The sequence below is a fragment of the Sphingomonas sp. EU05-FHT14C10 genome, from assembly GCF_058790595.1.
Genome location: NZ_JBYTEN010000012.1, coordinates 16,539 through 39,995, shown reverse-complemented (window position 1 = coordinate 39,995; position 23,457 = coordinate 16,539). Strand labels below are relative to the sequence as shown.

Below are 23,457 nucleotides of genomic sequence, written 5' to 3'. Positions count from 1 at the left end.
CTTACTGCCCTCGCCTATCACGCGGTGGAAGCCACGCGCTTCCCGCGACGTGCGAGAGCGTGGACAGGCTTCATTCCATACCCGCCGCGCTGGTTACCCTTTTCCCAGCGCTCGGGTCGCAGCCCCCGGTGATCGTTCCGAGCCGGGCTTAGCTGGCAGCGCCAACCAGTGGGGTGACCCCGAGGCGCATCGGACGATTGCCGTCGTAGCTCAGCGGACAGAGCAGCCCCGTCCTAAGGGGATGCGCGCAGGTTCGATCCCTGCCGACGGCTCCAGTTCATTGCACCGTGGAGCAGAGGCAGCTCGTCGGACTCATGATCCGAAGGTCGCCGGTTCAAGTCCGGCCGGTGCCACCATCATCCCCCGGGGCGCGGGTCCTTCCCGGCGGGGACCGTATACGGGGCGCAAAGGCGTGTGAAATCCCCAGCGCTGGGTTGTGAAAGGTGTCCGCACCGAAATGTCCGCACCTGCAGGCGTATCCGTTCGCGAGTTCGCTAGGCTCGACGGATGCAATGAAAAACTGGTCAGGAGGGCCATTCAGTCAGGAAAGCTGCGGCTTTCCGACGATGGCAAGCTCGACCCGGCCCTCGCGAAAACCGGCTGGCGCAAGCAGAACAGGCGGAGTGCGGACACTGCGGACATTTCGCAAATGTCCGCACCTAAGCCGAAAAATGTCCGCACCGCGAAAAAGGTGTCCGCACCGTCGGCCGAAGAGGTCGATGCCCGCGCCAACGAGCTGTTCACCGAGGAGGCCGAGGGCTTTCTCGATAACGTCCTTGCCGGCAACTATGCCGATACGGGGACCGCAGAGCGGGTGAAGGAAAATGCGCTGGCGGCCAAGCATCTGATCGCGGCGCGAAAGGATGCCGGCAATCTCGTCGAGATCGAAACGGCCAAGCTGGTATTGTTCGAGACCCAGCGCTCTCAGCGCGATGCCTGGCTGAATTTCCCTACCCGGATGGGACCGATGCTGGCGGCAGATCTGGGCGTCGACGCGGACAAGGTCGTGGAGTCGCTGACCGCCTATGTCCACCAGCAGCTCGACGATCTTGGCGACCCGGAAGCCGACTTCACCGGCGATCAGCAAGGCTGACATCCTGCGCGCTTCGGCGCGCAAAGGGTGGACGCCGCCGCCACGGATCAGCGTTCCCGAATGGGCTGATCGATACAGGCGGCTCGCGAAGGAGGCGGGCAGCAACTCGGGCCGCTGGCGCACGCGAACTGTCGAGGTCGCGCGCGGCCTGATGCTCGCAGCGACCGAGCCGGGTGTGCACATCATCACCGGCATGGTCTGCACGCAGCTGTTGAAGACCGCGTTCCTCGAAAACCTCGTCGGCTATTTCGCCCATCTCGATCCCGGCCCCTCGCTGCTGGTGCAGCCCAAGGAAGACGCGGCCGAGCAATTCTCGAAAGAGCGGATCACGCCAATGATCCGCGCGACGCCGGTGCTTCGCGGCCTGATCGGCTCAGGCAAGACGCGCAACGCCGACGAGACGCTGCTGTATAAGGCCTTCCCCGGCGGCTTTCTGGCACTGGCCGGCGCGGGCAGTCCGGACAACCTCGCGCGCCGCCCCGTCGCGCGGGTCTATTACGACGAAGTCGACAAGTACCCGATCACGCGAGAGGGCAACCCGATCAACCTTGGCGACGAGCGTATGGCTACGTTCGCCAATTGGCTGTCAGTCCGGGTCTGCTCGCCGACGATCGAGGGCGAGAGCCTGATCGAGGCGAGCTACCTCGAAGGCGATCAGCGGCAGGCTTCAGTTGAATGCGGTCACTGCGGACATCGCCAGTTTCTCGATTTCTTCAAACACGTCCACTGGGACAAGGACGAACTTTCCGGCGAGCATCTGACCGCCACCGCGCAGGTCCATTGCGAGGCATGCGGGGTAGCGTGGGCAGAAGGCGAGCGCCTGAAAGCGTTGCAGACGACGCGCTGGCATCAGACGCGCGCATTCAGCTGCTGCGGCAAGCGACACAATCCGCTCGAGGATTATGATCGATCATGGCGCGAGCCCGAGCAGAGCTCGAACGCGCCGCCGCCGGTCGGCATGGTGTGGGACTGGTGGGAAGGCGATCGTCACGGCGTCTACCGTGCCAAATGCTCGGACTGCGGGCGGTGGGCGGTGTCGAACGAACATGCCTCCTTCACCGCATCGAAGCTGTTCAGCCCGTGGCCGAAGGACGCCCCGCCCAAGATCGCCGCGAAATGGATCGCGGCGAAAGACGACACCGACAAGCGCGTCACGTTCGACAATACCCAGATGGGCCGCCCGCACCGCCGGGCGTCATCCAAGGATGTGGCTGCGGAGACGCTGGCGCAGCGCGCCGAGACATGGGCCGGAGATGTGCCCGACGGCGTCGGCGTCATCACTTCGGGTTGGGACGTGCAGGACGATCGCGCCGAGGGCGAGTTCGTAGGCTGGGGCGAGAATGAGGAAAGCTGGTCGCTAGACCATGTCGTTGTGGAGGGCGACCCAGCGACCGACGAATTCTGGTCACGCGTCGACGCGCAGATGTTGCGCAAGTTCGCGCGCGCCGACGGGCGCCAGTTTGTCGCCGAAGCCTGCTGCATCGACTCCGGCGGCCATCACACGCAGGCCGTGTACAATTTCGCCAAGGCGCGGCTGGGCCGCAAGGTCTGGGCAATCAAGGGCCAGAGCGCAAGGAATGGCGAAAGGACGCCAGTCTGGCCGCCGACACGGCCGAGCGCCAAGAACCGAAGCAAGTTCAAGCCGGTGATCATCGGCACGAACGCAGCCAAGGATTCGATCCGCAACCGCCTGGCGCTCACCGCGCCCGGACCGGGGTATATGCACTTCAGCGCGCTGCGCGATCTGGGCTGGTATATCCAGCTGACCGCAGAGCGCCTGATCACCAAGGTTGTCGGCGGGCGCCGCTTCACTGTCTGGGAACTGCCGAAAGGTCGAGCCAATGAAGCGCTGGACTGTCGGGTCTATGCCTATGCGGCCCTTCAAGGCCTCATGCAGTTCGGGCTCAAGCTCAACATGGTAACCAAGAACCGCGCCGAGCCGATCGCCGATCAGCAGGATGCCGAGCCGGCGGAGCCCGCCGCGCCCGTGGAGCAGGACAATTTCGCCGAACGCCCACGCGAGGTGGCACGTCCCCAAGAGCCGGACTGGATCGGCGGTGCGGCAGATGGCGGCGAATGGATTTAGGGGATCGGTATGGCGTTCACGGCTGATGACATCGATCGCCTGAAGCAGGCGCTGGCCAGCGGCACCAATCGTGTCCGCTATGCTGATGGGCGAGAGGTCCAGTATCGCTCGCTCAAGGAAATGCGCGAGCTGCTGCAGATGATGCAGGATGATATCGCGTCCTCGTCGTCGAACGGCCGACCATCGCGCAGCTTCGTGGCGGCGTTCTGACGTGAACGTCCTCGATCGCGCTATTTCATGGTTCAGCCCGACGGCGGGCGTGCGTCGCATCGGCGCGCGCCGCGCGCTGGCGCTGCACGAGCGAGCCTATGATGCCGCGCGCAAGGATCAGCGCACGGCAAGCTGGCGCGCCACGGGCGACAGTGCGAATGCGGAAGTCGGCACGAGTGAAGAAATCGTGCGCAATCGCTCGCGTTCGCTTCGTCGCGATAACGGCTATGCCGGCCAGATCATCGACACCGTCGCCGACCATGTCGTCGGCACCGGCATCGTGGGGGCGCCGACCGGCATCAAGGGCCGCAACGCCAAGAAGGTGTCCGAAGGCTGGCGAGAGTGGGGCGAAGTCTGCGACTTCGACGACGATCACGATATCAACGGCCTGATGTGGCAGGCCGCCAGCGGAATGCTGGAGTCGGGTGCGAGCATCGTTCGTTTTCGGCGTCAGCAGTTCGACGGGTCCGTCACCACTGCGCCGCTGAAACTGCAAGTCCTCGAGCCGGATTTCATCGACGTCACCAAGACGTCGCTGATCACGCGCGGCGGCGCGCTGATCGATCGCGGCATCGAATATGACGCCGAGGGCCGCAAGATCGCCTATTGGCTTTATCCGGCCCACCCTGGCGACGTTGCCAGCTTCCGCGTGAAATCGCTGGAGAGCACGCGCGTTCCGGCGTCCGAGCTTGTCTATCTCTACAACAAGGTTCGGCCTGGGCAGGATCGCGGTATGCCGCTGCTCGCCCCCGCCGTGATGACCCTTCGGGATCTGCAAGGCTATTTCGACGCCGAACTGACGCGCAAGCGCATCGAATCCTGCCTCGCCGGCTTCATCACATCACCCGCCGATGATGATTTCGCGATCGGGACCGACCCCAAGACGGGCGAGGCGCTGAAACTCAAATACGGCAAGCAGATCGAGAAATTCGAGCCGGGGATGATGACGCGCCTGTTCCCGGGCGAGGAAATCACGTTTAACACGCCGTCGAACGCTCAGGGCGTCAGCGAGTTCGCGCAACTCTATCTGCGTGAGGCCGCAGCCGGCGCGGGCGTGATGTACGAGCACGCGACGGGCGATTTCTCCAAGGTCAACTATTCGTCATGGCGCGCCGGCCACCATGGATTCCGCCGTCGCATGGAACGGCTGCAGTGGCATGTCTTCGTCCACAAGCTCTGTCGGCCGATTATCGCCCGCTATCGTGAGGCGTCGCTCGCCGCCGGGCTTCTCCCCGTCGCCAACTTCGGCTGGCGCTGGACGCCGCCCGGCTTCATCTCGGTCGATCCCTACAAGGATGCGCAGGCCGACCTTGCGAACCTGCGCATGGGCAAGGTCACGTTGAGCCAGCTCGTCGAAGAGCGCGGCTATGATTATCTCGAATTCCTGCTGCAGTATGCCGACGATCTGGCGAACGCCGACGACATTCTCGGCGCGGGCGTGATGTTCGACGGCGACCCTCGCAAGGCCGTCGCCGGCTTGAAGTCGATGCCTCAGGACGAACAACCGGCCGGCGACAAGTCGGCCTGATCCCCGGAGTAAGCTATGCCCACTGCAACCGCACCTGCGGCTGAGGAGACGCGTGCCGCGCCGATGATGACGCGGGATCTGTCGATCCGCCCCGGCTCCTATGACGCCGAAAACCACACCGTCGAAGTCTGCTGGTCGACCGGCGCACGCGGCGCCCGCTTTATGTGGGATCGCTGGGCTTGGGTCGACGAAGAGCTTGTCGTCGATGATGTAAGCGTTCGGCTCGACCGCATGAATGTCGGCGCGCCGCTGCTGAACACCCACCAGCGCTACGAACTGGAAAACCAGATCGGCGTCGTCGTGCCTGGCACTGCCCGCGTCGAAAGCGGCCTCGGGATCGCGACTGTCCAGTTCTCGCAGCGCGAGAGCGTGCAGCCGATCGAGGCCGATGTTGCCGCCGGCATCATCCGCAATCTGAGCGTCGGCTACGTCGTTCACACCTATGAGGTCACCGAGCGCGAGGGGCAGCGCCCGCTCTACCGCGCGACCGATTGGGAACCCATGGAAATCAGCTTCGTGCCGATCCCGTTCGACGCGGGATCGCAGGTGCGAAGCGGAGAGCCCGCGCAGGGGGGAAATCCCTGCATCGTCCGCCGCATTTCGCCGGCCACCCACGAAGGAGTTACCACGATGCCCGCTGCCACCCAGCAGACGGCCGGCGAAAATCCGGCCACCGATACCCGCGCGCCCGACACCCAGACGCCGCCCGCGTCGACCAATGTCATCCCGGCGCCCGGCCAGTCCGAACGCGCTCCCGAACAGGCCGCGCAGGTCGACGGGGCGGCCATCCGCACCGCTGCCCGTAATGCCGGGCTGACCGACGACGCCACGATGGACCTGCTCGCGCGTCATGCCGATCAGCGGTTCACCCGGGACAGCCTGTTCGCGGAGATCGGCCGTCAGTTCGCCGAGCGCGACGCCCCGGCGCAGACGGTCAACCGCGTTCCTGCACAGTTCGGCAACGGGGTGACCATGCAGCGCGCCATGCAGGACGCGCTCGTGCATCGCATGATGCCGAGTTCGCAGATCACCGAAGACGGCCGCCAGTTCCGGGGCATGAGCCTGCTCCGCATGGCGGAGGAACTGCTCGCCTCGACGGGCGTCAGCGTGCGCGGTATGTCGCCGGCCGAGATCGCCGATCGTTCGCTCCATTCAACGTCGGATTTCCCGGCGCTGATGGGCGCGACGCTCAACCGCCGCCTCCGCGCGGCCTATGAGGAAAACAATCCCTCCTATCGCCTGTGGGCGCGTCGCGCGCCCAATGCGCCCGACTTCAAGGCGATCGACGCCGTGCAGGTCTCGGCGATGCCCGATCTGCTCAAGGTCAACGAGGGCGGCGAGATCAAGTACGGCACGATCAGTGACGGCAAGGTTTCGTATCAGGTGCTGACCTATGGCCGAATCATCGGCTTCACCCGTCAGATGATCATCAACGACGATCTGCGCGCGCTCGATCGCCTGACCACCGGCTATGCCGGCTCGGCGGCCCGGCTGGAGAATCGCACCGTCTACTCGATCCTTACCACGAACGGCAATTTCCCGGATGGGAATGCGCTGTTCAGCACCCAGCACGGGAACCTTGCCGGCACCGGCGCCGCGATCGACGCCACGTCGCTCGGCGCTTCGCGCACGCGCATGCGCCTCCAGAAGGGCCTGCAGAACGAGGAACTCAACCTCGCTCCCGCGTTTCTGATCGTGCCGGCGACGCAGGAGCAGAAGGCGTATCAGTACACCTCGTCGCAGTATGTGCCCGCCAAGCAGTCCGATGTGAACGAGTTCCGCTCCGGCGGGCGCACGGCGCTCGAGCCGATCGTCGAATCGGTGCTCGACGGCGTCTCCACAACGGCCTGGTACACCGCTGCCAACAGCAATCAGGTCGACACCGTCGAGTATGCCTATCTCGACGGCGCGGAAGGCGTGCAGCTTTCGAGCCGCATGGGCTTCACGGTCGATGGCGTCGAATTCAAGGCGACGCTCGACTTCGCCGCGGCCGCGATCGACTGGCGCGGCATGGACAAGAACCCCGGCGCCTGATCGGCCCCGACGTGACTTCGGCGGGCGCGCGGCGCCCGCCGCACACCAAGGAGAACCAAAATGAAAACTTTTCGTCAGCAGGGCGAGACGGTCACCGTCATCGCCCCTTATGCCGTCGCCTCCGGCGGTGGCGTCAAGGTCGGCGCAACCTTCGGCGTCGCCGTGACCGATGCGGCGCTGAATGCGCCCGTCGAAATCAAGCGCAAAGGCGTGTTCGGCCTCCCGAAGACGGCCGCGCAGGCGTGGACCGCCTGGACGACGAAGCTCTACTGGGACGACACGAACAAGGCGCTGACGACGACTGTCGGCAGCAACCTGCTCGTCGGTGTCGCCGCCGCCGATGCGCTCGCCGCCGCCACCAGCGGCGATGCGCTGCTCGACGGCACCATTCGCTAACTCGACGCAACATGAGCGCCGGCCCCCTGTAGGGGCCGGCTGCTTATGGGAGCACGCACATGAAGAGCATCACGCTTCACGCGCCGGCCATCGATAATGGCGGCAATTTCCGCGACGCGGGCGCCGACATCGATGTGGGCGATAAGGGCGATATGATCGATGCCGAGCGCGCTGGGCAGTTGGTCAGGAATATGCTCGCGACCGGAGCGGTCGAGGCGACCAACAAGGCCGCCGCGAAGTCCTGATGGACCCGCATCTCGCCACGATCCGTTCGGCTTTCGCCGACCCGATCAGCTACGACCCACCCAGCAAATGGGCATCGGATCGCCCCATGGTTGCGGTCTACTCCAACGAAGCGGCGCCCGATGCGATGGGTGTCGGCAACACCGCCCGCCGTGTCTCGTTCGAGATCGCCTATTCCGACATGGTCGAGCGCCCCGCCAAAAATGGCGACGTCATCGGCCACGCCACCGGCCAATATCGAGTGATCCAGATCACCGACCTTGATGATGTAGCCGCATGGATCGTCGTCGTGGAGCGCGCGCCGTGACCGCCCGCCGCGAACTCATCTTTGCCCGGGTCGATGCGGTTCTGTCGATCCTGCCCAGCATCGCATCTTATGAGCGCCAGCCTTCGGGCTATCCCGACGTGATGCCCGCTCTCGCGGCGCACGATGGCGGCCAGCGCAAGATCGAAGGCGAGGTTGGCTCGACGCGCTGGGCACTCGCGCTGATCGTCGAGGGCTTCGTCGAGGGCGCCGGCGGCGCGGCCACGCACACGATCCTGAATGATCTGCACGCCGACGCAGTGCGCGCGATCATGGAAGACGATCAGCTTGCCCAGCTCGTCGAGTTTATCGAGCCCGGCGATCTGCGCGTCGATGTCGCGATCAACTCTGACGCGCGGCGCATCGGCTTCGCGCAGGAATTCCAGATCGAGTTTGTAACGAGCCGGATAGACCCGGCGCTCGCCTAAATCCCGAAGGAGGATTTCAATGTCTGATCCCGTTATTCGCCCGTCGAATGGCGTCCTGCTCATCGGCCTCCAGTCGGCCGAGGGCACGCCCGCGACGCTCTCCCCGCTGCTGGACGCGGTGCCGCTCGAGGACGATTCGGTCAGCTACAACACGCCGTGGCGTACCGAGGCCTCGACCGAGGTGTCGGGTTCGCTTGTCGGCGGCGCGCCGCTGGTTGTCGGCCAGCCTGCCACCTTCTCTTTCCGCAGCCGCCTGAAGGGCGCGGGCGGTGGCACGACTTACACCGCGTCGGTCAAGCCGCCGCTGCACGCCCCTCTGCTTGCGTGCGGCCTGCGCGGCCAGTTCACGGCCTCTGTGGCCGCGACGGCGCTCACCGCCGGCTCGACGACGACGGCGACGCTTGCCGCGCCATTCGTCGCGACGGCGGACGCCTATCGCGGCATGCCCCTCATCCTCACCGGCGGAGTCGGCGCCGGACAGATGCCGCTGATCACCGGCTATACCGCTGGTCGCGTGGCAACCCTCTCGGATCTGATGCCCGGTGCCCTCGATGTCGCCACCAGCGGCGCGATCCCCGCGAACTGGACCTATGCCGGCACGTCGCCGGGTGACCTGGCCACCCGCGCCACCGATCATCCGTGCGTCACGATCTACTGGTATGAGGATGGCCGCCTCTACCAGATCATGGATGCGCGCGGCACGGTTGATCTGGGCGGCAACAGCGCACGTCCCGGCATCGCCACGTTCAACTTCACCGGCATCTACATGGGCAACCCCGTCGATGCGGCCGTGCCGACCAATGCGGTGATCGCCAATCACTCGGCGCCGCTGCTGGTGCAGGGCACGGGCAAGCCGCCTGCGATGAACGCCAATCGCCACCCGCTCCCGATCAGCCAGTGGTCGATCAACAACGGCGGCGATATCGAGTCGCCTGACGATCCGAACACCACGTTCGGCTATGCCGGCGGCCAGATTTCGACGCGCGTCCCCATCATCGAAGTCGACCCGCTGATGACCCTCGTCGCGACGCGCGACTCCCTCGCCGAAATCGCGGCGTTCTCGCAGTATCCCGTCGGCTTCAAAATGGGCACGGCGGCGGGCAATCGCCTGTCCGTCCTGTGCCCGCTCGCGCAGCCGATCGAAAGCACGCCGGGCAAGCGTGGCACGCTGCGGTCGGAAACGCTGCGGCTGCAGGCGCTCAATCCCGGCAAGGATGCGTATGGCCGCGACGGCGAACGCATCATCTGCTTCTTCTGATCCGGAGCGCACATGGACACGAAAACGAACCTTCCCTTCACGCCCTCATGGCGTGTCGGCGATGACGACGCGCCCAAATTCTACTTCCGTCGCGGCAGCGTGATCGAGCGCAGCGCGGCGGAGGCAGAACTGTCCGGCGAGCATCAGGCCGGTCGCGTCTTCATGTTCGAGATCATCAATGCGGTGCGCGCAGGCGTGATGACGCTGCTGGCCGACGATCCCGAACTTGATCACGTTCTGGAGCTGATCGACCGCGAGAAGGACGGCGACGAGACGATCGACCCGTCCGGCCGGCAGATCCTGCTTGGAGTGAAGTCGGTGCTCGCCGAGCATTGGCCCGAATATCGCGAACTGCTCGCGCGCAAGGCGCGCCGGCAGGAGATTGCGCCGGTGCTGATGTTCCGCCGCTTCTGCACGGGCTGGGAAAAGGTCGGCGCACCCTACGCCAAGGGCATGGATGGTTTCGTGACCGACGACGCTCTGGCGGCCGTCGATCCGCTGGAACTGATCGCTGCCGGCAACCATTGCTATGGGCTCCAGTACGATACCGGCCCGAAGGCAAATTTTCCGCAGCCCTCGCCGTCCGACGCCGCCCCGGCGACTTCGAATTCGGGCGACGGATCGAGGGAGGATGGCGCATCGACGGCCACCACTGGCCAGAAAACCCCCGCCTCGCCGTCCCACAGTGGGCCTACGGAATAGTTGACCTTTGGCTCCAGTGCCGTCGCTGGGGCGGAATGAGCGGGTCCGCGTTGCCCTGTTCGGGCGCCGTGGGCGATCAGCCGGCGCTGCTCATGGATTGCTTCGCCATTCTCGACACGATCGCGGCTGAGGATGGCGATGGATAGCCTTCAGCTGCTGATAGATCAGCGCAGCCTGCGGGATGCTCGCGAGCGCATCGTCCGCGAGCGCCTCCGCATCGGCACTTCGGCCGTGAGGACCGCGACCAAGAATTTGGAGCGGTCGATCGAAGCAGCGGTGCGATCGACGGTCGGTGGGCGGCTGTGGCGGGCCGTCGCGTCGAATGTCTATCCCGAGACTGGGATCGCCCAGAACCCGTCGGGCAGCATATTCCTCAATGGCCGCGACCGCACCGTCGGCGCGTTCACCTTCTTCACGAAGCCGGGTCGCATCCGATCCAAAGACGACTTCTATCTGGCCATCCCGACCCCGGCGGCTGGACCCCGCGACCGCAGCGGCATGTTGACGCCCGGCGAGTGGGAGCGCCGCAACGGGGCGCGGCTTCGGTTTGTCTATCGGCCCGGTCGGCCTTCGCTGCTCGTGCTGGATGAGGGCGTCCTGAGCGGCAAGCGCCAGATCGGGCGGCTCAATACCGATCGCCGCCGCGCTACCGGACGCGGCAATACCACCATCGTGATATTCGTGCTGCTGCCAAGCGTGGCGTTCGCGAATAGCGTGGCGCTGGAGGGCTATATCCGGGCTGCGGAACGCGAAATGGTGAGGCTTGCGGAACGCGGGTGAGCCGGAATGGCTATAGACCCGACCCCTTCTTAATGATCGGCCGATAAGAGATGTCGCATTTCCCGCCGATATCGAGGAAATCGACTAAATTGCCCCCCGCATCGTCGCGCCATTGCTCGAGCGAGTAAATCGCACTCCTTGTGCGGTTATAGGCATCCCCATAGATCGCAACGAGCTTCACGCGAAGCCCGGGGCAGTCACGAACCACCGGCTCCAGCTGAACCGCGATCAGTTCGCCGGTCGCGGCGCTGAACCTGAAACTGGCAATGAATTCATAGCCCAGCGCCTTGTATGGCGCCTCAAGCAGCGTCTTAAAGCCCGTCCCGTTCCGTCCAGGCTGATCGACAGGCTGGGCCGCGCCCGCCGAGGCAGCCCGCACCTCTGCGACGCTCTGCCCCCACTTCGTATATTGCCAGTTCGCTGACGCCGGCTGCGCCAAGAGCACAGCGCCCATCAAGATCATCATCCGGCCCATTCGCGCTCCCCCTGATCGCATCGGCCGGAGGTTCTACCCCACCATCCAGCAGGAGGCCATATGGCAGCAGACGTCATTGCCCGCCTCCAGCTGCAGGGGCAGCAGTTCTCTTCGGAGAGCGGGAGGATCTGGGCGCAGTTCGAGGCCAATGCGAAAGGCGCATCGCGCCAGGCCGAAGGGAATTTTCGCACGGCGTTTGACCAAATTAAACGCATCGCCGACGAAGCGACATCGCGCCCTCTCAACTCGGCTGGCGCGATTGACTTGAATGCCAACGAATTCCGAGAAGCGGCGCAAGCGTCACAACTGCGTGCTGCGGCGCTGCGCGATTTGGAGCAGGCTCTTCGCGCTACAGCAGCGGCCGAGGGTGAGGCCAACGACGCATCGCGGCTCGCGGTTCAAGCTGCCGCATCTGCTGCCGCATCGGAAGAGCAGCGAGCGCTAAATCTCAATGCGCAGGCCGCCGCTTTCGACCGCATACAGACAGAACTCAATCAGACTACCTCAGCCACGCGCGCCTACGCGGAGAGCAACAAGTCCGTCGTGAAAAGCCAGGGCGCCTCGTCGCAGGCGGCCATTCAGGCATCGCAGCAATTTCAGGATTTCTTCGTGCAGGTTCAGGGCGGTCAGTCCGTCCTAACGGCGTTTTCGCAACAGGGTTCGCAGCTGGCCTTTGTCCTGTCGAACGCGGGTGGCAAGGTCGGCAAGGTCGCGAGCATCTTCGCCGGCCCATGGGGCACAGCGATCTTTGCTGGCACGACATTACTGACCCTGCTCATCCCGAAGGTGCTTGAATTCTCCGACAGCGCCGAAAAGCAGGCCAAGGCGCTGGAGAGTGCGGCGAAATCTGCCGACAGCTTCGGCAATGCCCAAAGCAATCTGGGCAAGATCATCGACCTGACCACTGGCGCACTGAAGACCCAGAATCAGGTTCTGATCCAGACCGTCAAGCTGCAGGCGCAGGCAGCCCTGTTCGCTGCCAACAAGAAGATCGAGGATAGCGGCAAGGACCTGGGCCTCTCCGGCGGCTTGACCCTGAAAAACCCGTCCCTCGGCGTCTACGGTATTTCCGGCACCAGCGGCGACGCGCTCGACCGGGCGGTTGGCGCCGCCAAGGACGTCGCAAACCAGCAGAAGGTGCTGGACGCGGCCCAGAAGGCGATTTTCAACGCCGTCAACAATGATGCGCTGGCGAACTCCGATCCGAGCAAATATTCCCGCAACGTCGGCAATATCCTTCAGGTCTCCATATCGGCGCTCGATCAGGTGGCCATCAAGGGCAAGCTCGCCGGCAAGAGCCTGACCGACGCCAAGCTGCAACTGATCAGCTTGGCTAATACCGGCACCGACAAGGCGGCGGCTCTCCAGTCGATCGGCGTCATTGCCGGTGGCGATGTCCCCGATGAACTGACGCCGTACAAGCGGGGCAAGACGAAGAAACCGCGCGACCGATCGAAGGAAGTTGCCTCGATCGAGGAGTTCGGCCGCGACACGCTCGACCGGCTCGCCAACCTTCAGGCTCCCTTCGCAGGGCAACCCAAGATGATCGACGCGGCGGCGAAGGCGTTGCGCGAAGTCGCCGACATCACCGATGACCTCGAGCGCAAGAACACGCGCCTGCTCAAACTGACGGGCAAGGGCCTTCCGGGCTACGCCCTGATCAAGCAGCAGCTAGCCGACACAGCGGTGATCATTCGCGAAGGGCTCGATAAGCCGTATCGCGATTTCATGGATAGCGAGCGCGAAGCGCTTCAGATCCAGAAGCTGATTACTGAGGGCCGATCGTTTGAAGCCGGGGTACTGCAGGACGTGCTGCGGCTGCAAAAGCAGCAAGGTCCGCTGGATGCTGAGCACCTGCAGGCGCTCATCGATATTGCTGACCAGCGCCGCGCCGAAGCTCGGGCTGCGCAGGTCACATTCGAGCGCACCCAGAATTATCTGGGTGCCGTCCGCGATGTCCGCGCCTCGGTGGAGCGAGTCTTCGAGACACTTCCCGATCAGGGCGTAAAATCGCTCGGCAACTTCGTCAAAAATCTGCGCGGCTCTTTCAATGTGCTGGTCTCGAAGGAGATCACGGAAAAGCTGTTCGGGAACATTTTCCGTGACATTGAGGACAAGGTTTCGGGTGCGAGCAAGGTCGATCGGTCTGCCGATATTATATCGGCGGCCCTTGGCCGCGTTGCGACCGCGGCGGACAGTGTGACCGCTTCGCTCAACGGTTTGGCTGGCAAGCCCGCAACATCGGCCGAGACCGCGCTCGGCGGTGGGCCGGTCGCGATTACTTCGATCGCGGCTTCTGCCGCACAGATCGCGAAGGCCGCCAACGACAATCAGGGTCAGGGCGACGATATTGTCGTGACTGGTCGCCGCCGCAATGCATATGCGACCAGCCCGATTGAAGTATTCAACACGATGGGCTCGCAGCTCATCTCAAAGATTTTCGGCGACAAGGCCGGGAAAATCATCGGCGACAAGGTCGGCACCGCCCTGCAGGGTGCATTCTACGGCCAGACTGCCGCATCGCTCGTTCTTGGCAATAAGGGCAGCAACACCGGCGCCGCGCTCGGCGGCGCCATCGGCGGCGTGGCCGGCGAGGCGTTGAAGGGGACCATCACCGCGACGCTCGGCAAAACGCTGGGCAATCTTGCCGGGCCGCTCGGCTCAATTGCTGGCGGGCTGTTGGGCTCCGTCGTCGGCGGGCTGCTCAAGAAGACGAAGACCGGCGTTGCCACGCTGTCCATTGCCAACGGGGAGGTTGGTGTCGGCAGCGTCGGCGGCAACAACGCGGGGCTACGCAGCAACGCGACCAAGCTGGGCGGTTCTGTCGGTGACTCGCTACAGAGCATCGCCGAGGCGCTCGGCGGCGATCTGAGCGGCGCTATCAGCGTATCGATCGGTCAGCGGAACAAGAAGTTCGTCGTCGATCCCACCGGCGCCGGCCGCACCAAGGGCGCGGGCGTCCTCAAGTTCACCGACGAGCAGGATGCCGTCCAGGCGGCCATTCGTGACGCTCTGTCCGATGGCGTGATCGGCGGCATCAGCGCCGCGTCGCAGCGCATCCTTGCCTCCGGTCAGGATCTGGAGCGCGCGATCACCAAGGCATCGCTGATCGAAGCCATCCCGAAGGCGCTGAAGGAGCGGCTGGACCCGGTTGGCGCCGCGATCGACGAGGTGAACGAGAAGTGGGAGAAGACGGTCGCCGCGCTCAAGGAGGGTGGTGCGTCCGCCGAGCAGATGGCGCAGGCGCAGCAACTCTACAATCTCGAACTGGATGACGCGAAGAACAATACGGCCGGCGCATCGTCGTCGCTGAAGGAGTTCGTCGACTCCCTGAAATTCGGGTCGAGCAGCCCTTATTCGCTGCGTGATCAGGAGGCCTCGGCCCTCTCGAACCTCCAGCCGTTCTTGGACAAGATCGCGGCGGGACAGGCGGTCGACAACGACAAGTATATTCAGGCAGCCCAGTCCTATCTGGATATCGAACGTCAGCTGAAGGGCTCCACCGACGGCTATTTCGCCGAGCTTGACCGCATCCAAGCGGCCACGGCTCAGGCGATATCGACGATCGACAACGCGACGCCGATCCGGACCGCCAGCGATCCCTTCGCCGAAAAAACCGCCGCCAACACGCAGGCCGCCGCTGACATCCTCGCGCAGAACACCGTCCTGCTGCAGACCATCGCGAACCTTATCGCGAATGGCAGCGGCGGCGGCGCGAGCTTCGGTGACGGCCGCCTTCTCACGCAGCAGGTCTGATGCCAGCCACAGTCGCAGATATCGCGGCAGGGTCGCGCGAATACACCGTCGCGACATGGAGCGATGCCGCCATTCAGGCGCTCTATCCGTCCGCGCGGGACAACAGCGCATCGCCGATCGAGGCCAACTTCGATGCCACCGGCGATGCGCAATTGGTCGCCAATGCCCGGGGCGCGATCTTCGGGGCCAATCGTCGCCGCTTCGCCCTGACGCTCGATGGGCTGCTGTGGCTCGATCCCTCTCAGGGTCTCCCGCAGATCACGCTCATCGATACCGAACTGACCGTCAACCTCAACACGATCGCGCCGAAGTTCAGCGTCGATCTGGAGGCTGAAACCAGCGCCTTGGAGTTGATCGGATGAATGCCTGGGCGCTTCTGCCGCTACCGATCACGGCCGCATCTTCGACGGCCACGGCGGCAGGCTTCGACGCGATCAATGTCGCGAACGATTACGAGGGCGTGGTGTGGCGCTCGAATAGCGCCGGATCGATCGACCTGATTGTCGATCTGGGTGTCGATGCCGCCCTCGACACCCTCATGATGTTCGGGATCGCGGGCGCGCCTTCGGCCGCGACCATGCAGCTGTTCTTCGCCACGGCGGCGCAGGGGTCGAGCTTTGCGACCTATAGCTATTCCTCAGCAGCGCTGGCGCTCTATGCCGGCGCGACGATGCTGGTGAACGGCAAGGGTGTCGCGCTCTGGACGGCGCCCGATACCGGCTTTCCTGCCGCTGTCCGCTATGTGATGATCCGCTTCGACGGCCCGGCTGACTATGCCGTGGAGATCGGCCGCGTCGCCATAGGCACCCGCCTGCGGCTCAGCCGCAATTTCGCGTTCGGCGGCACGTTCGGTGTGCGCGACTTCAGTTCGGTCGATTTCTCGTCGCGTGGCGCGCTGATCCGCCGTCGGGCGAAGAAGCGCCGGGTAGCGAGCATTTCGTTCCCATCGGTCCAGAAGGACGAGATCGAGCGCCAGGTGCAGCCTTTGCTGGAAATGGCCGGCAACAGCGAGCCGATTGCGCTCGTAACCGACCCCGCGCCCGATGATCTGCGCCAGCGCCGCTGCTATTTCGGCCCGCTCGTCGGCGACCTCGGCACCACATGGCGCGTGGCGAACGGCTGGGAATGGCGCGCCGGCATCGTGAGCCTGTTCTGACATGCTCGTCACGCTGATCCGGATCGACGGGTACGATCCCGCCGCTTCGTCGCCTGTCTCGCTGTTCACCAGCTCGGTCGATGATGCGCAGGCCTGCCATTTGAACGGCAGTACGTGGTGGCCGGTGCTGACCAAGCTGCCGACCCTGACCTATGATCTGTCCGGCGCGAACGAAAACGGCAAGATCGACACGCCTTCCTCGCGCGCTTCGCTGACGGTCGAGCCGTGGCCGCTGTTCGAGCGCTACGCCATCGCCGATGCGCGGCTGCGTATCTGGACGGGCGAACTGGGCAGCACATGGGCGGGATACACGCTGCGGTTCGACGGCCGCGTGACCTCGCAACCCAAGGTCAGCGACGGCATCGCGGAACTCGAATTCACAGTTGATGATCGCTGGCTCGATACCCCGATCTTGTCCGTCTATGCCGGCACGACTGGTGCGGAGGGGCCGGCTGCGCTGAAAGGAAATGCCAAGCCGCTGGCGATCGGCGCACCGCGCTATGTGCCCGGCGTACTGGTCGATGCCGCCCTGTCGATCTTTCAGATATCCGCCTACGGCTCCATACAGTCCGTAGAGGCGGCCTTGGAGCGGCTGGCGCGTTTCGGCGCGCCGATCGCGGACTATGCGACCTATGCGGCGCTCGCGGCTGCCACGATACCGGCGGGCAAATGGGCGACTTCGCTTGCTACCGGCTATGCGCGATTGGGCGCGCCGCCGTCCGGCAAGATCAGTTTCCTCGTGCAGGGGGACAATGGCAGCGCGGGCGGCTGGGTGCGCAAGCCCGGCGCCATCATCCGCCGGCTCGCGCTTCTCGCGGGCGGCGCGGGCAAGATCGACGATGCCTCGCTGAACAATCTCGACGCGGCGCGGCCCTATAATCTCAGCCTCTGGGTCGATGCACAGACCACGGCCCGCGACCTCATTGCGCCCCTCGCTGCCAGCGTGAACGCGGCATATGGCGTAAGCTGGCTGGGCAAGCTGTTCGTCGCCCCGGTCGGATTCACTACGCCGACGCTCACCGTGAAGGGCGATGGCTCGACGTTGCCGCCGATCAAGTCGCTCGAGCAGGATGACAACGGCGTTCCCTACTGGAAAATCGGGGTCACGGCCGAGCGGACTTGGACCATCCACTCCTTCGATGAGATCGCGTTCACCGCGGATATTATCGACCTCGGAATCTACAACGGGACGACGACTTACCGGGAAGGCAATATTGTCTCGCTGACCGACGGGTCGCGGTGGATATTTGTCGGAACGACGCCACTGGCGGGGTCGGCGCCGACGGACACCAACGCCAACTGGGTGCGCTATGCCGCTGCATCGCAAGTGGCCCTCGGCGTCAACCAGATCGTCAACAGCGAGTTCGTCGCCGGGCTGAAGGGTCATGTCGCCGGCTGGGATGGCGACAGCGGACTGCCCGTCAGTCGTGGTCTGAACCTCTCGTCGGACTGGTATGGCGTCCTCAACGTCGCCTATGCGACGATCGTCGGGACGCCTGCGGCCGGGAAATTGTTCGACGGCTATCGAACCTTCGTCTCGACCGACCCGGCCCAGCTTCGCCGATGGGCTATGGTGGTCTCGCCGGGCGATTACCTCTATTTCGCGATGACGATGGCGGGCCGCCGCTGCCACGTCTATTCGATCCTGACCTATTTCGACGCCGCTGGCACGGAACTCTCCAGCTCCGCCGTGTTCGGCAATCAACTTAACGAAGATGCGACACTTAATTTTCATTATGGTGATCCAGCGCTTGCGCGGGTGAGCGGCGGCTTCGCGACCGTCCCGGCTGGTGCGAAATATGCGGCCATTCTTGCGCGCGGCGTCTCGACCGGCGCGGCAAATCCATATGTGTTCTGGAGTCGCGAATTCCTCGCCAAGGTCGACCCGGCCCAGACGATCCCGCCTCTTTATGGCGTCGGCCCCTCCGATCGCGCGGCGGATGTCACCGGCGAGAATACGGCGCTCGACACGCTGAACATCAACGGCGTTGCCGCTTCGACCGTCATCACGACGCTCAACAACATTGGCGCGGACAGCGTTCTATCCCGCGGTGAGAAGCCGGGCGTCTATACCACCTATGTCGGGCTCAACAGCAACTGGGGCGCTCTCGACGCCAAGGCCGCTTCGCTCGGCATCGCCGCGACCGAGCGCGCCGCCGCCAGTTCGGCGATGGGCGCGCTCTACAGCTACCTGATGGGCCTGTCGCCCAGCTGGACCGACAACACCACCGACACGGCCATCTCGGCAAGCACGTGGCAGAGCCGCTGGGGCGGCGCGCTAGGCACCGTTGCTGACCTGCAGGCGGCCATTCAAGGGCAGCCGGGCGCGCCCGGCATCAACGCGCTGACAATTTCGTGTTCGCCGAACAACGTGACTGTGCAGTGCTATGCGAACGGTACCCCGAAGGCGACCGTGCCGGGCTTCCAGATCAGCGTTTCGCAGGGCGGGAGCGATGTCACGTCCAGCGCGACATATGGCAGCATCTCTTCGTCCGGCATTTCGGGCGCCAGCGTCAATTCCAGCGGCACGGTCACGATATCCGGCATGACCGCCGATACGGGCTATGTCTCGGTGCCGGTCAGCCGCTCTGGCGCCAGCGGCACCGCGCGCGTCGAATATAGCAAGTCGAAGGACGGAGCGGCCTTCGCATCCGACGAAGACACGACGATCAGCGCCCCGGGGACGAGCTATGGCGAGGTTGCGCGCAATACGCTGCTCTGCGGTCCGAACGGCAGCTTTACCTGCGCGTGGAACATTTCCGGCATCGTCACGGGTGGTTCGGCCGCAGCGATCGACGGGTATCTGGAATTCAGCCTCAACGGCTCCAGTTGGTCGACGATCAGCGGATCGAACGGCAGCAGTGGCTCTTTCCCACCGGGCGAAGGGCTCGACGCCTTCGGCTCCGCTTCGTTCAGCGGCTCGTCGGCGAGCCTTACGACCAAGCAGGTCGTTTATGTCCGCCTGATCATGCGACGCACGGGCGCTGGCGGCGTAGGCAGCGTGGGCGGCAGTCTCCAGACGCAGTGGAACGGATGATGCGGCATGTGATCCTCGATCTCTCGCAGCAGCAGGCGCAGCTGGTCGACGATACCGACGGCCACGATCTGACCGACCGGACCGTCATCGTCGTGGATGACGACTTCTCTTGGGTGACCAGCGCCGTCGATTGGGAGGCGCTGACGATCGTCCCGAACACCGAAAAGGCACTCGCCGATCTGCGCGCCCGCCGTGACACGCTGATGTTCGCGACCGACCCGACCCAGTTGGCCGACAAGACGGACGAATATCGCGCGGCGTGGCAAGCCTATCGGCAGGCGCTCAAGGATCTGCCCGAGACGGTGGCCGACCCGTTCAACCCCGAATGGCCCACGCCGCCCGACGATGCCGAACTCGCGAAGCTGGGCGCGGCCTTCATGGCCGCCCGCGCGACCCTGCTCACGATCTGACGAAAGGATCACCGATGAAGCGAACGCTGCTGATCGCGGCGCTGCTGGCGCTCGCATCATGCAAACCTGCAGTGGGCGACGATGGCTTCGTCTTCGCCGACCGCCAGATCGACCGCGCCACGGTGACGGTGACCAAGGTCGAATATCCCAGCGAAGCGGCGCTCGGCGTTGCTGCGCGGGCGGCAGGGGCAAAGGTCGAGGCGCTTGGCACGACGATGGGGTTCGCCACCGTCTCGCTCAGCCAGCCTCTCTGCAAGATCCACGTCCTCCGGCCCGAAGTCGACCGGGAGCGAAAGTGGTGGGGGCACGAACTGATGCACTGCTTTTTCGGAGCTTGGCACAAATGAACCTCAGTCACCTTCTCGATCACATCAGTGAGCCGGCCAAGTCGTACGGCGACTTCCTTTCAATCACCGTCATCGTGGGGGTCCTAATCAACATGCTGCCGACGATTGCCGCGCTGCTCACCATCGTCTGGACCGCGCTGCGCATCGCCGAGTCCACCATCAAGATTCGGCGGATGCTCGCCGACAAGTCCGACAAGGAGGCTGGGGAATGAAGACGATCCTGATCTGGAGCCCCCCGCTCGTGGAGCCCAAGCGCGTCACTGTCGATGACACGATCGCATCGGCGGCCGTTCGTGCCGGCGTCGCTACGCCGGTCGATCCGCGCGACCTTGGTCCACTGTCGGCTGGCGGCGCGGTATCGCCTGACAATCCGGTGATGATCGCGCTCGGCCAGGTCGAAGGCGAGCGCAAGTTCATGGTGCGGCTGGCAGTGCCCTCGGCGGTGGCGGCCATCGCTCTGGGGCTCGGCGCCGCTGCCGTCGTCTCGGCTGGCGGCCCCGCGCCGGCACCGACTCCTACGCCCACCATCACGGACATCGCGCCGGGCGCTGGCTGGAACGGCACGGCCGGTTCTGTGGCTGGCTCACCGACCGATCCGACGCGGACGACGGCGAAACCCGTCCTGCGGACCCTCGTCGATGTCGGCGGTCACGTCATCGATCCGAACAATCGCGTTATCGGCGTGCATGCCTATTCGCTCAACGCGACCGGCCCTGTCGCGCAGACGGTCACCGTCTGGATCGAAGGGAACAGCTACGATATCCCGTTCGGCAGCTACAGCTATACGGACGCGAACGGCAATGCGCGAACCATATGGGGTTATTTCGCGCGCCTGAAGCACAGCCTTTTCTCCCAGAACGGCAGCGTCAATGTCTATTGGACCTGCGACCCCACCGCCGGTGATGCGACCATGCAGCGCCGCGTCCTCGGGCCGTTCAAATACACCCGCGTCTCCTTCACCGGCTATGATTATGACATTCAGGTCGGCGCGAGCCTGACGGCCAACGGCACGACGATTTTCAACACTCAACAGGCGGCTCTCACCTATCTGCGGTCGGTGAGCGCCGTTAATCCTCGCCTCACGCATATGGAAAACGCCACCCTCGTCTGGGCGGGACCATCATTCGCATATGCCGGCGGCGCGGGGTTTCTGACGATCACGCACGCGCCTGGCGTCGCCGTGACATACCGGGTTGAAAGCACGATCAAGGCCAATCCCGGCCAGATCTACTGCGATTATAACGGCATGATTTTCCGAGGCTCGGGCATCAAGTTCGACTATGACTATTTCGCCGGCTTCTACCTGACCTATGAGTTCGGCACTGCCACCAAGGGTGTCATCCTCGACGGCGTGGAAATCTTCGCCACGTCCGGTGCATTCAACAAGATGGGCGGCGTCCGGACTGAATTGTTCATTCACGCCGGCAGCAGCGGTGGCGATAAGGTCCTCATCCTCGACGACACCTATATGCACGATTGTCTTCATGGCTTCATCGGCGGCGCGAACGGCATTGCGCTGATCCGAAATGCGCGCCTGAAGACCATCGCCGGCGACTTCACGCAGACGGTCACCAATATCTATGGCCTGACCGCCGATGACGGCCGCAACGATTACTACCGCGATTACTTCGGCACTGCCGACGGCGGCAACGCAGCGATGACCCTCCGCTACGACGGCGCCGATTCGACCGCGACATGGGAAAAGTCCTATGGCGCGAACACCAAAATCACACTGAAGAGCGGCGGCGTGACGCGGCTGGTGATCAATGTCAGCGGCACGGCCGACGCTGATGGGGCCATCTATTTCGACGTGTCCGACGTCGTCACGCGGATCAACGACCAGCTGGGCGGATCAGGCTGGACTGCCGTTTTCCAGTCGAATAAACTGCCCGCCGCGTGCCTGCAATCGGGCATGGCCAGCGGCAGCCCGCCGATCGCGGGCGGCACAGATGTCAGCTTCGGCGGTGTCGTAAATCCGCAGAGCGTCAAATCGGTAACGCGGCAAGCATATGTCGTCGCCGACGTTCATGGCGATGTCGTGCAGCCTACAGTCTATGGGTCGACGACGGTCGAGAACATCGCGCTAATCAACGTCGATGGCTCGGCGCTCATTGCGCCGCAACAGTTCTTCCTGAGCGATGTCGACACCATCTCCGATATCGTCGTCGCCAACTATGCGGTGGGCGGCAGTGGCTTTTCGACCGGCATCCTCGCCCAGATCGGCGTCGCGCTCCAGAACGCGCACTTTCTGCATTGCACGTTCGCAGACGCCCGGTTCGCGCTGCGCGGGAACATGGATGCCCGATCCTCGATCCGCGCGAGCGTGTTTCGGAGCATCTCGAGTGATGCAGGCAAAACGCTGTCGCTGGCGTTCGACAGCAACTTCACCGAGGCGACGAGCTTCTCTTCTGCCGTCACTGTCACCAACGCGAAGAATGCAGGCTCGACGATCGCCGCGCTGATCAATGATCAGGCAAATGGCGACTTCTCGGCGAAAGCCGGCGGGAACTTGGCGACCACGGCTTCGCTGCTTCAGTTCGACCTTACCAACGCCTCGCGCTCGGCAATGTCGCGCATCGGCGCGCTTGCATAGCGCCTCCGCACCGCCGCGCCCATCAACCCGAAGCCCGCGATCAGCATGAGCCAGGTCGCGGGCTCGGGCACCGCCGCAGCGTCGGAGATCGTGACGGTGATCGTCGTCGGGTCAAAATTGCCGACATCGTAATCGATCAGGTAATAGCGGAGCGAATAGCTGCCGGTCTCGCGCCAATCGTCGGTTTCAGTTTGGTAAGGCGGCAGGATCGTGAAGGCGCCTGTCATTGTCTGGACGGCCCCGCCTGCGAACGCGATTTCGGCTCCCCCGTCATTGCCGCCGCAATCCTGCCAAGGCGCATCCGGGCCAGACCGGCATTGATAATCATAGTGCTTGTAGATGGCGTACCCGCCATTCATCCGCGCGACCTGCCCCTGGGCCTCAACCGTGATCGTATAGTCGCCGGGCGCAATGCCGAGCCCGATAGTCGGCACGCCCCATTCCCAGATGAGGTTGCGACCCTCCGCTGAAAACGTCTTCTGATAGACGACGGCCGCGTCACTTTGCGCCGCGCAGGCCAGCGCGGCGACGGACGCCAATAGAGCGAATCGCATAAGTTTTCTCCCCTTTTCGCGGGGAGAGTGACGCCATGCCGCCGGATGAGTCCACCCGGGGTCACCT

General features: G+C 64.3%; 22 protein-coding genes and 2 tRNA genes. 22 read left to right on the top strand and 2 right to left on the bottom strand.

Going from position 1 to position 23,457, the window contains the following annotated elements; all coding sequences use genetic code 11:
• Positions 1-199: 199 nt before the first annotated feature.
• The 14 genes from AC3WT0_RS12805 (at position 200) to AC3WT0_RS12740 (ending at position 11,062) form a co-directional block, all read left to right on the top strand.
• Positions 200-275: transfer RNA gene (locus AC3WT0_RS12805), tRNA-Arg, on the top strand.
• 6 nt (positions 276-281) lie between these two features.
• Positions 282-356, top strand: a tRNA-Met gene (locus AC3WT0_RS12800).
• A gap of 80 nt (positions 357-436) precedes the next feature.
• On the top strand, positions 437-1,093 hold the full coding sequence (locus tag AC3WT0_RS12795; protein WP_492753787.1) for a hypothetical protein: 657 nt from the start codon (positions 437-439) through the stop codon (positions 1,091-1,093).
• A complete protein-coding gene (locus tag AC3WT0_RS12790; RefSeq protein ID WP_492753786.1) occupies positions 1,050-3,179 on the top strand; it encodes a phage terminase large subunit family protein in 2,130 nt (709 codons plus the stop codon). The genes AC3WT0_RS12795 and AC3WT0_RS12790 overlap by 44 nt, the downstream gene beginning before the upstream one ends.
• A 9-nt stretch (positions 3,180-3,188) precedes the next feature.
• Positions 3,189-3,389, top strand: coding sequence for a phage head-tail joining protein (locus AC3WT0_RS12785; protein ID WP_492753785.1), 201 nt, complete (start codon positions 3,189-3,191; stop codon positions 3,387-3,389).
• Position 3,390: 1 nt separating this feature from the next.
• Positions 3,391-4,917, top strand: a complete 1,527-nt coding sequence (locus tag AC3WT0_RS12780) for a phage portal protein (RefSeq protein ID WP_492753784.1) — start codon at positions 3,391-3,393, stop codon at positions 4,915-4,917.
• Between the two features lie 15 nt (positions 4,918-4,932).
• Positions 4,933-6,951 carry a prohead protease/major capsid protein fusion protein gene (locus AC3WT0_RS12775; RefSeq protein ID WP_492753783.1) on the top strand — a complete coding sequence of 673 codons (2,019 nt, stop codon included), beginning with the start codon at positions 4,933-4,935 and terminating at the stop codon, positions 6,949-6,951.
• Positions 6,952-7,011: 60 nt separating this feature from the next.
• On the top strand, positions 7,012-7,347 hold the full coding sequence (locus tag AC3WT0_RS12770) for a DUF2190 family protein (RefSeq protein WP_492753782.1): 336 nt from the start codon (positions 7,012-7,014) through the stop codon (positions 7,345-7,347).
• 59 nt (positions 7,348-7,406) lie between these two features.
• Positions 7,407-7,592: a hypothetical protein gene (locus tag AC3WT0_RS12765; RefSeq protein ID WP_492753781.1), complete on the top strand. Its 186-nt coding sequence runs from the start codon at positions 7,407-7,409 to the stop codon at positions 7,590-7,592.
• Complete coding sequence (locus tag AC3WT0_RS12760; protein ID WP_492753780.1) at positions 7,592-7,897, top strand: hypothetical protein; 306 nt, start codon at positions 7,592-7,594, stop codon at positions 7,895-7,897. The genes AC3WT0_RS12765 and AC3WT0_RS12760 overlap by 1 nt, the downstream gene beginning before the upstream one ends.
• Positions 7,894-8,322: a hypothetical protein gene (locus AC3WT0_RS12755; RefSeq protein ID WP_492753779.1), complete on the top strand. Its 429-nt coding sequence runs from the start codon at positions 7,894-7,896 to the stop codon at positions 8,320-8,322. The genes AC3WT0_RS12760 and AC3WT0_RS12755 overlap by 4 nt, the downstream gene beginning before the upstream one ends.
• 19 nt (positions 8,323-8,341) lie before the next feature.
• Positions 8,342-9,580, top strand: coding sequence for a hypothetical protein (locus tag AC3WT0_RS12750; protein WP_492753778.1), 1,239 nt, complete (start codon positions 8,342-8,344; stop codon positions 9,578-9,580).
• 12 nt (positions 9,581-9,592) lie between these two features.
• Positions 9,593-10,282 (top strand): hypothetical protein, encoded by a 690-nt coding sequence (locus AC3WT0_RS12745; RefSeq protein ID WP_492753777.1) that lies wholly within the window; start codon positions 9,593-9,595, stop codon positions 10,280-10,282.
• A gap of 138 nt (positions 10,283-10,420) precedes the next feature.
• Positions 10,421-11,062: a DUF6441 family protein gene (locus tag AC3WT0_RS12740; protein WP_492753776.1), complete on the top strand. Its 642-nt coding sequence runs from the start codon at positions 10,421-10,423 to the stop codon at positions 11,060-11,062.
• A gap of 10 nt (positions 11,063-11,072) precedes the next feature.
• Here AC3WT0_RS12740 and AC3WT0_RS12735 read toward each other — a convergent pair whose 3' ends face one another.
• Positions 11,073-11,537, bottom strand: a complete 465-nt coding sequence (locus AC3WT0_RS12735) for a hypothetical protein (protein WP_492753775.1) — start codon at positions 11,535-11,537, stop codon at positions 11,073-11,075.
• Between the two features lie 60 nt (positions 11,538-11,597).
• Here AC3WT0_RS12735 and AC3WT0_RS12730 point away from each other — a divergent pair, with 60 nt between their 5' ends.
• The 8 genes from AC3WT0_RS12730 to AC3WT0_RS12695 are packed head-to-tail and all read left to right on the top strand — an operon-like array spanning position 11,598 to position 22,836.
• Positions 11,598-15,293: a hypothetical protein gene (locus AC3WT0_RS12730; protein WP_492753774.1), complete on the top strand. Its 3,696-nt coding sequence runs from the start codon at positions 11,598-11,600 to the stop codon at positions 15,291-15,293.
• The gene (locus AC3WT0_RS12725) at positions 15,293-15,655 is read left to right on the top strand and encodes a hypothetical protein (protein WP_492753773.1); all 363 of its coding nucleotides are present in this window, start codon (positions 15,293-15,295) and stop codon (positions 15,653-15,655) included. The genes AC3WT0_RS12730 and AC3WT0_RS12725 overlap by 1 nt, the downstream gene beginning before the upstream one ends.
• A complete protein-coding gene (locus AC3WT0_RS12720) occupies positions 15,652-16,449 on the top strand; it encodes a hypothetical protein (protein WP_492753772.1) in 798 nt (265 codons plus the stop codon). Before AC3WT0_RS12725 ends, AC3WT0_RS12720 begins: the two co-directional genes overlap by 4 nt.
• Position 16,450: 1 nt before the next feature.
• Positions 16,451-19,486, top strand: coding sequence for a hypothetical protein (locus AC3WT0_RS12715; RefSeq protein WP_492753771.1), 3,036 nt, complete (start codon positions 16,451-16,453; stop codon positions 19,484-19,486).
• Entirely contained in the window at positions 19,486-19,896 is a 411-nt protein-coding gene (locus AC3WT0_RS12710) for a tail fiber assembly protein (RefSeq protein WP_492753770.1), read from the top strand. The genes AC3WT0_RS12715 and AC3WT0_RS12710 overlap by 1 nt, the downstream gene beginning before the upstream one ends.
• 14 nt (positions 19,897-19,910) lie before the next feature.
• Positions 19,911-20,243 carry a hypothetical protein gene (locus AC3WT0_RS12705; RefSeq protein ID WP_492753769.1) on the top strand — a complete coding sequence of 111 codons (333 nt, stop codon included), beginning with the start codon at positions 19,911-19,913 and terminating at the stop codon, positions 20,241-20,243.
• The gene (locus AC3WT0_RS12700) at positions 20,240-20,455 is read left to right on the top strand and encodes a hypothetical protein (RefSeq protein WP_492753768.1); all 216 of its coding nucleotides are present in this window, start codon (positions 20,240-20,242) and stop codon (positions 20,453-20,455) included. Before AC3WT0_RS12705 ends, AC3WT0_RS12700 begins: the two co-directional genes overlap by 4 nt.
• Entirely contained in the window at positions 20,452-22,836 is a 2,385-nt protein-coding gene (locus tag AC3WT0_RS12695) for a hypothetical protein (protein WP_492753767.1), read from the top strand. The genes AC3WT0_RS12700 and AC3WT0_RS12695 overlap by 4 nt, the downstream gene beginning before the upstream one ends.
• Here the strand turns inward: AC3WT0_RS12695 and AC3WT0_RS12690 are convergent.
• The gene (locus tag AC3WT0_RS12690; protein ID WP_492753766.1) at positions 22,776-23,390 is read right to left on the bottom strand and encodes a PEPxxWA-CTERM sorting domain-containing protein; all 615 of its coding nucleotides are present in this window, start codon (positions 23,388-23,390) and stop codon (positions 22,776-22,778) included. The two genes, AC3WT0_RS12695 and AC3WT0_RS12690, sit on opposite strands and share 61 nt — an antisense overlap.
• Positions 23,391-23,457 lie beyond the last annotated feature (67 nt).

Coding starts and splice junctions, on each gene's coding strand:
- AC3WT0_RS12725 (WP_492753773.1), top strand. CDS start 15,293: ATGCCAGCCACAGTCGCAGATATCGCGGCAGGGTCGCGCGAATACACC.
- AC3WT0_RS12785 (WP_492753785.1), top strand. CDS start 3,189: ATGGCGTTCACGGCTGATGACATCGATCGCCTGAAGCAGGCGCTGGCC.
- AC3WT0_RS12730 (WP_492753774.1), top strand. CDS start 11,598: ATGGCAGCAGACGTCATTGCCCGCCTCCAGCTGCAGGGGCAGCAGTTC.
- AC3WT0_RS12765 (WP_492753781.1), top strand. CDS start 7,407: ATGAAGAGCATCACGCTTCACGCGCCGGCCATCGATAATGGCGGCAAT.
- AC3WT0_RS12760 (WP_492753780.1), top strand. CDS start 7,592: ATGGACCCGCATCTCGCCACGATCCGTTCGGCTTTCGCCGACCCGATC.
- AC3WT0_RS12735 (WP_492753775.1), bottom strand. CDS start 11,537: ATGGGCCGGATGATGATCTTGATGGGCGCTGTGCTCTTGGCGCAGCCG.
- AC3WT0_RS12750 (WP_492753778.1), top strand. CDS start 8,342: ATGTCTGATCCCGTTATTCGCCCGTCGAATGGCGTCCTGCTCATCGGC.
- AC3WT0_RS12690 (WP_492753766.1), bottom strand. CDS start 23,390: ATGCGATTCGCTCTATTGGCGTCCGTCGCCGCGCTGGCCTGCGCGGCG.
- AC3WT0_RS12775 (WP_492753783.1), top strand. CDS start 4,933: ATGCCCACTGCAACCGCACCTGCGGCTGAGGAGACGCGTGCCGCGCCG.
- AC3WT0_RS12770 (WP_492753782.1), top strand. CDS start 7,012: ATGAAAACTTTTCGTCAGCAGGGCGAGACGGTCACCGTCATCGCCCCT.
- AC3WT0_RS12710 (WP_492753770.1), top strand. CDS start 19,486: ATGCGGCATGTGATCCTCGATCTCTCGCAGCAGCAGGCGCAGCTGGTC.
- AC3WT0_RS12715 (WP_492753771.1), top strand. CDS start 16,451: ATGCTCGTCACGCTGATCCGGATCGACGGGTACGATCCCGCCGCTTCG.
- AC3WT0_RS12720 (WP_492753772.1), top strand. CDS start 15,652: ATGAATGCCTGGGCGCTTCTGCCGCTACCGATCACGGCCGCATCTTCG.
- AC3WT0_RS12740 (WP_492753776.1), top strand. CDS start 10,421: ATGGATAGCCTTCAGCTGCTGATAGATCAGCGCAGCCTGCGGGATGCT.
- AC3WT0_RS12705 (WP_492753769.1), top strand. CDS start 19,911: ATGAAGCGAACGCTGCTGATCGCGGCGCTGCTGGCGCTCGCATCATGC.
- AC3WT0_RS12695 (WP_492753767.1), top strand. CDS start 20,452: ATGAAGACGATCCTGATCTGGAGCCCCCCGCTCGTGGAGCCCAAGCGC.
- AC3WT0_RS12745 (WP_492753777.1), top strand. CDS start 9,593: ATGGACACGAAAACGAACCTTCCCTTCACGCCCTCATGGCGTGTCGGC.
- AC3WT0_RS12700 (WP_492753768.1), top strand. CDS start 20,240: ATGAACCTCAGTCACCTTCTCGATCACATCAGTGAGCCGGCCAAGTCG.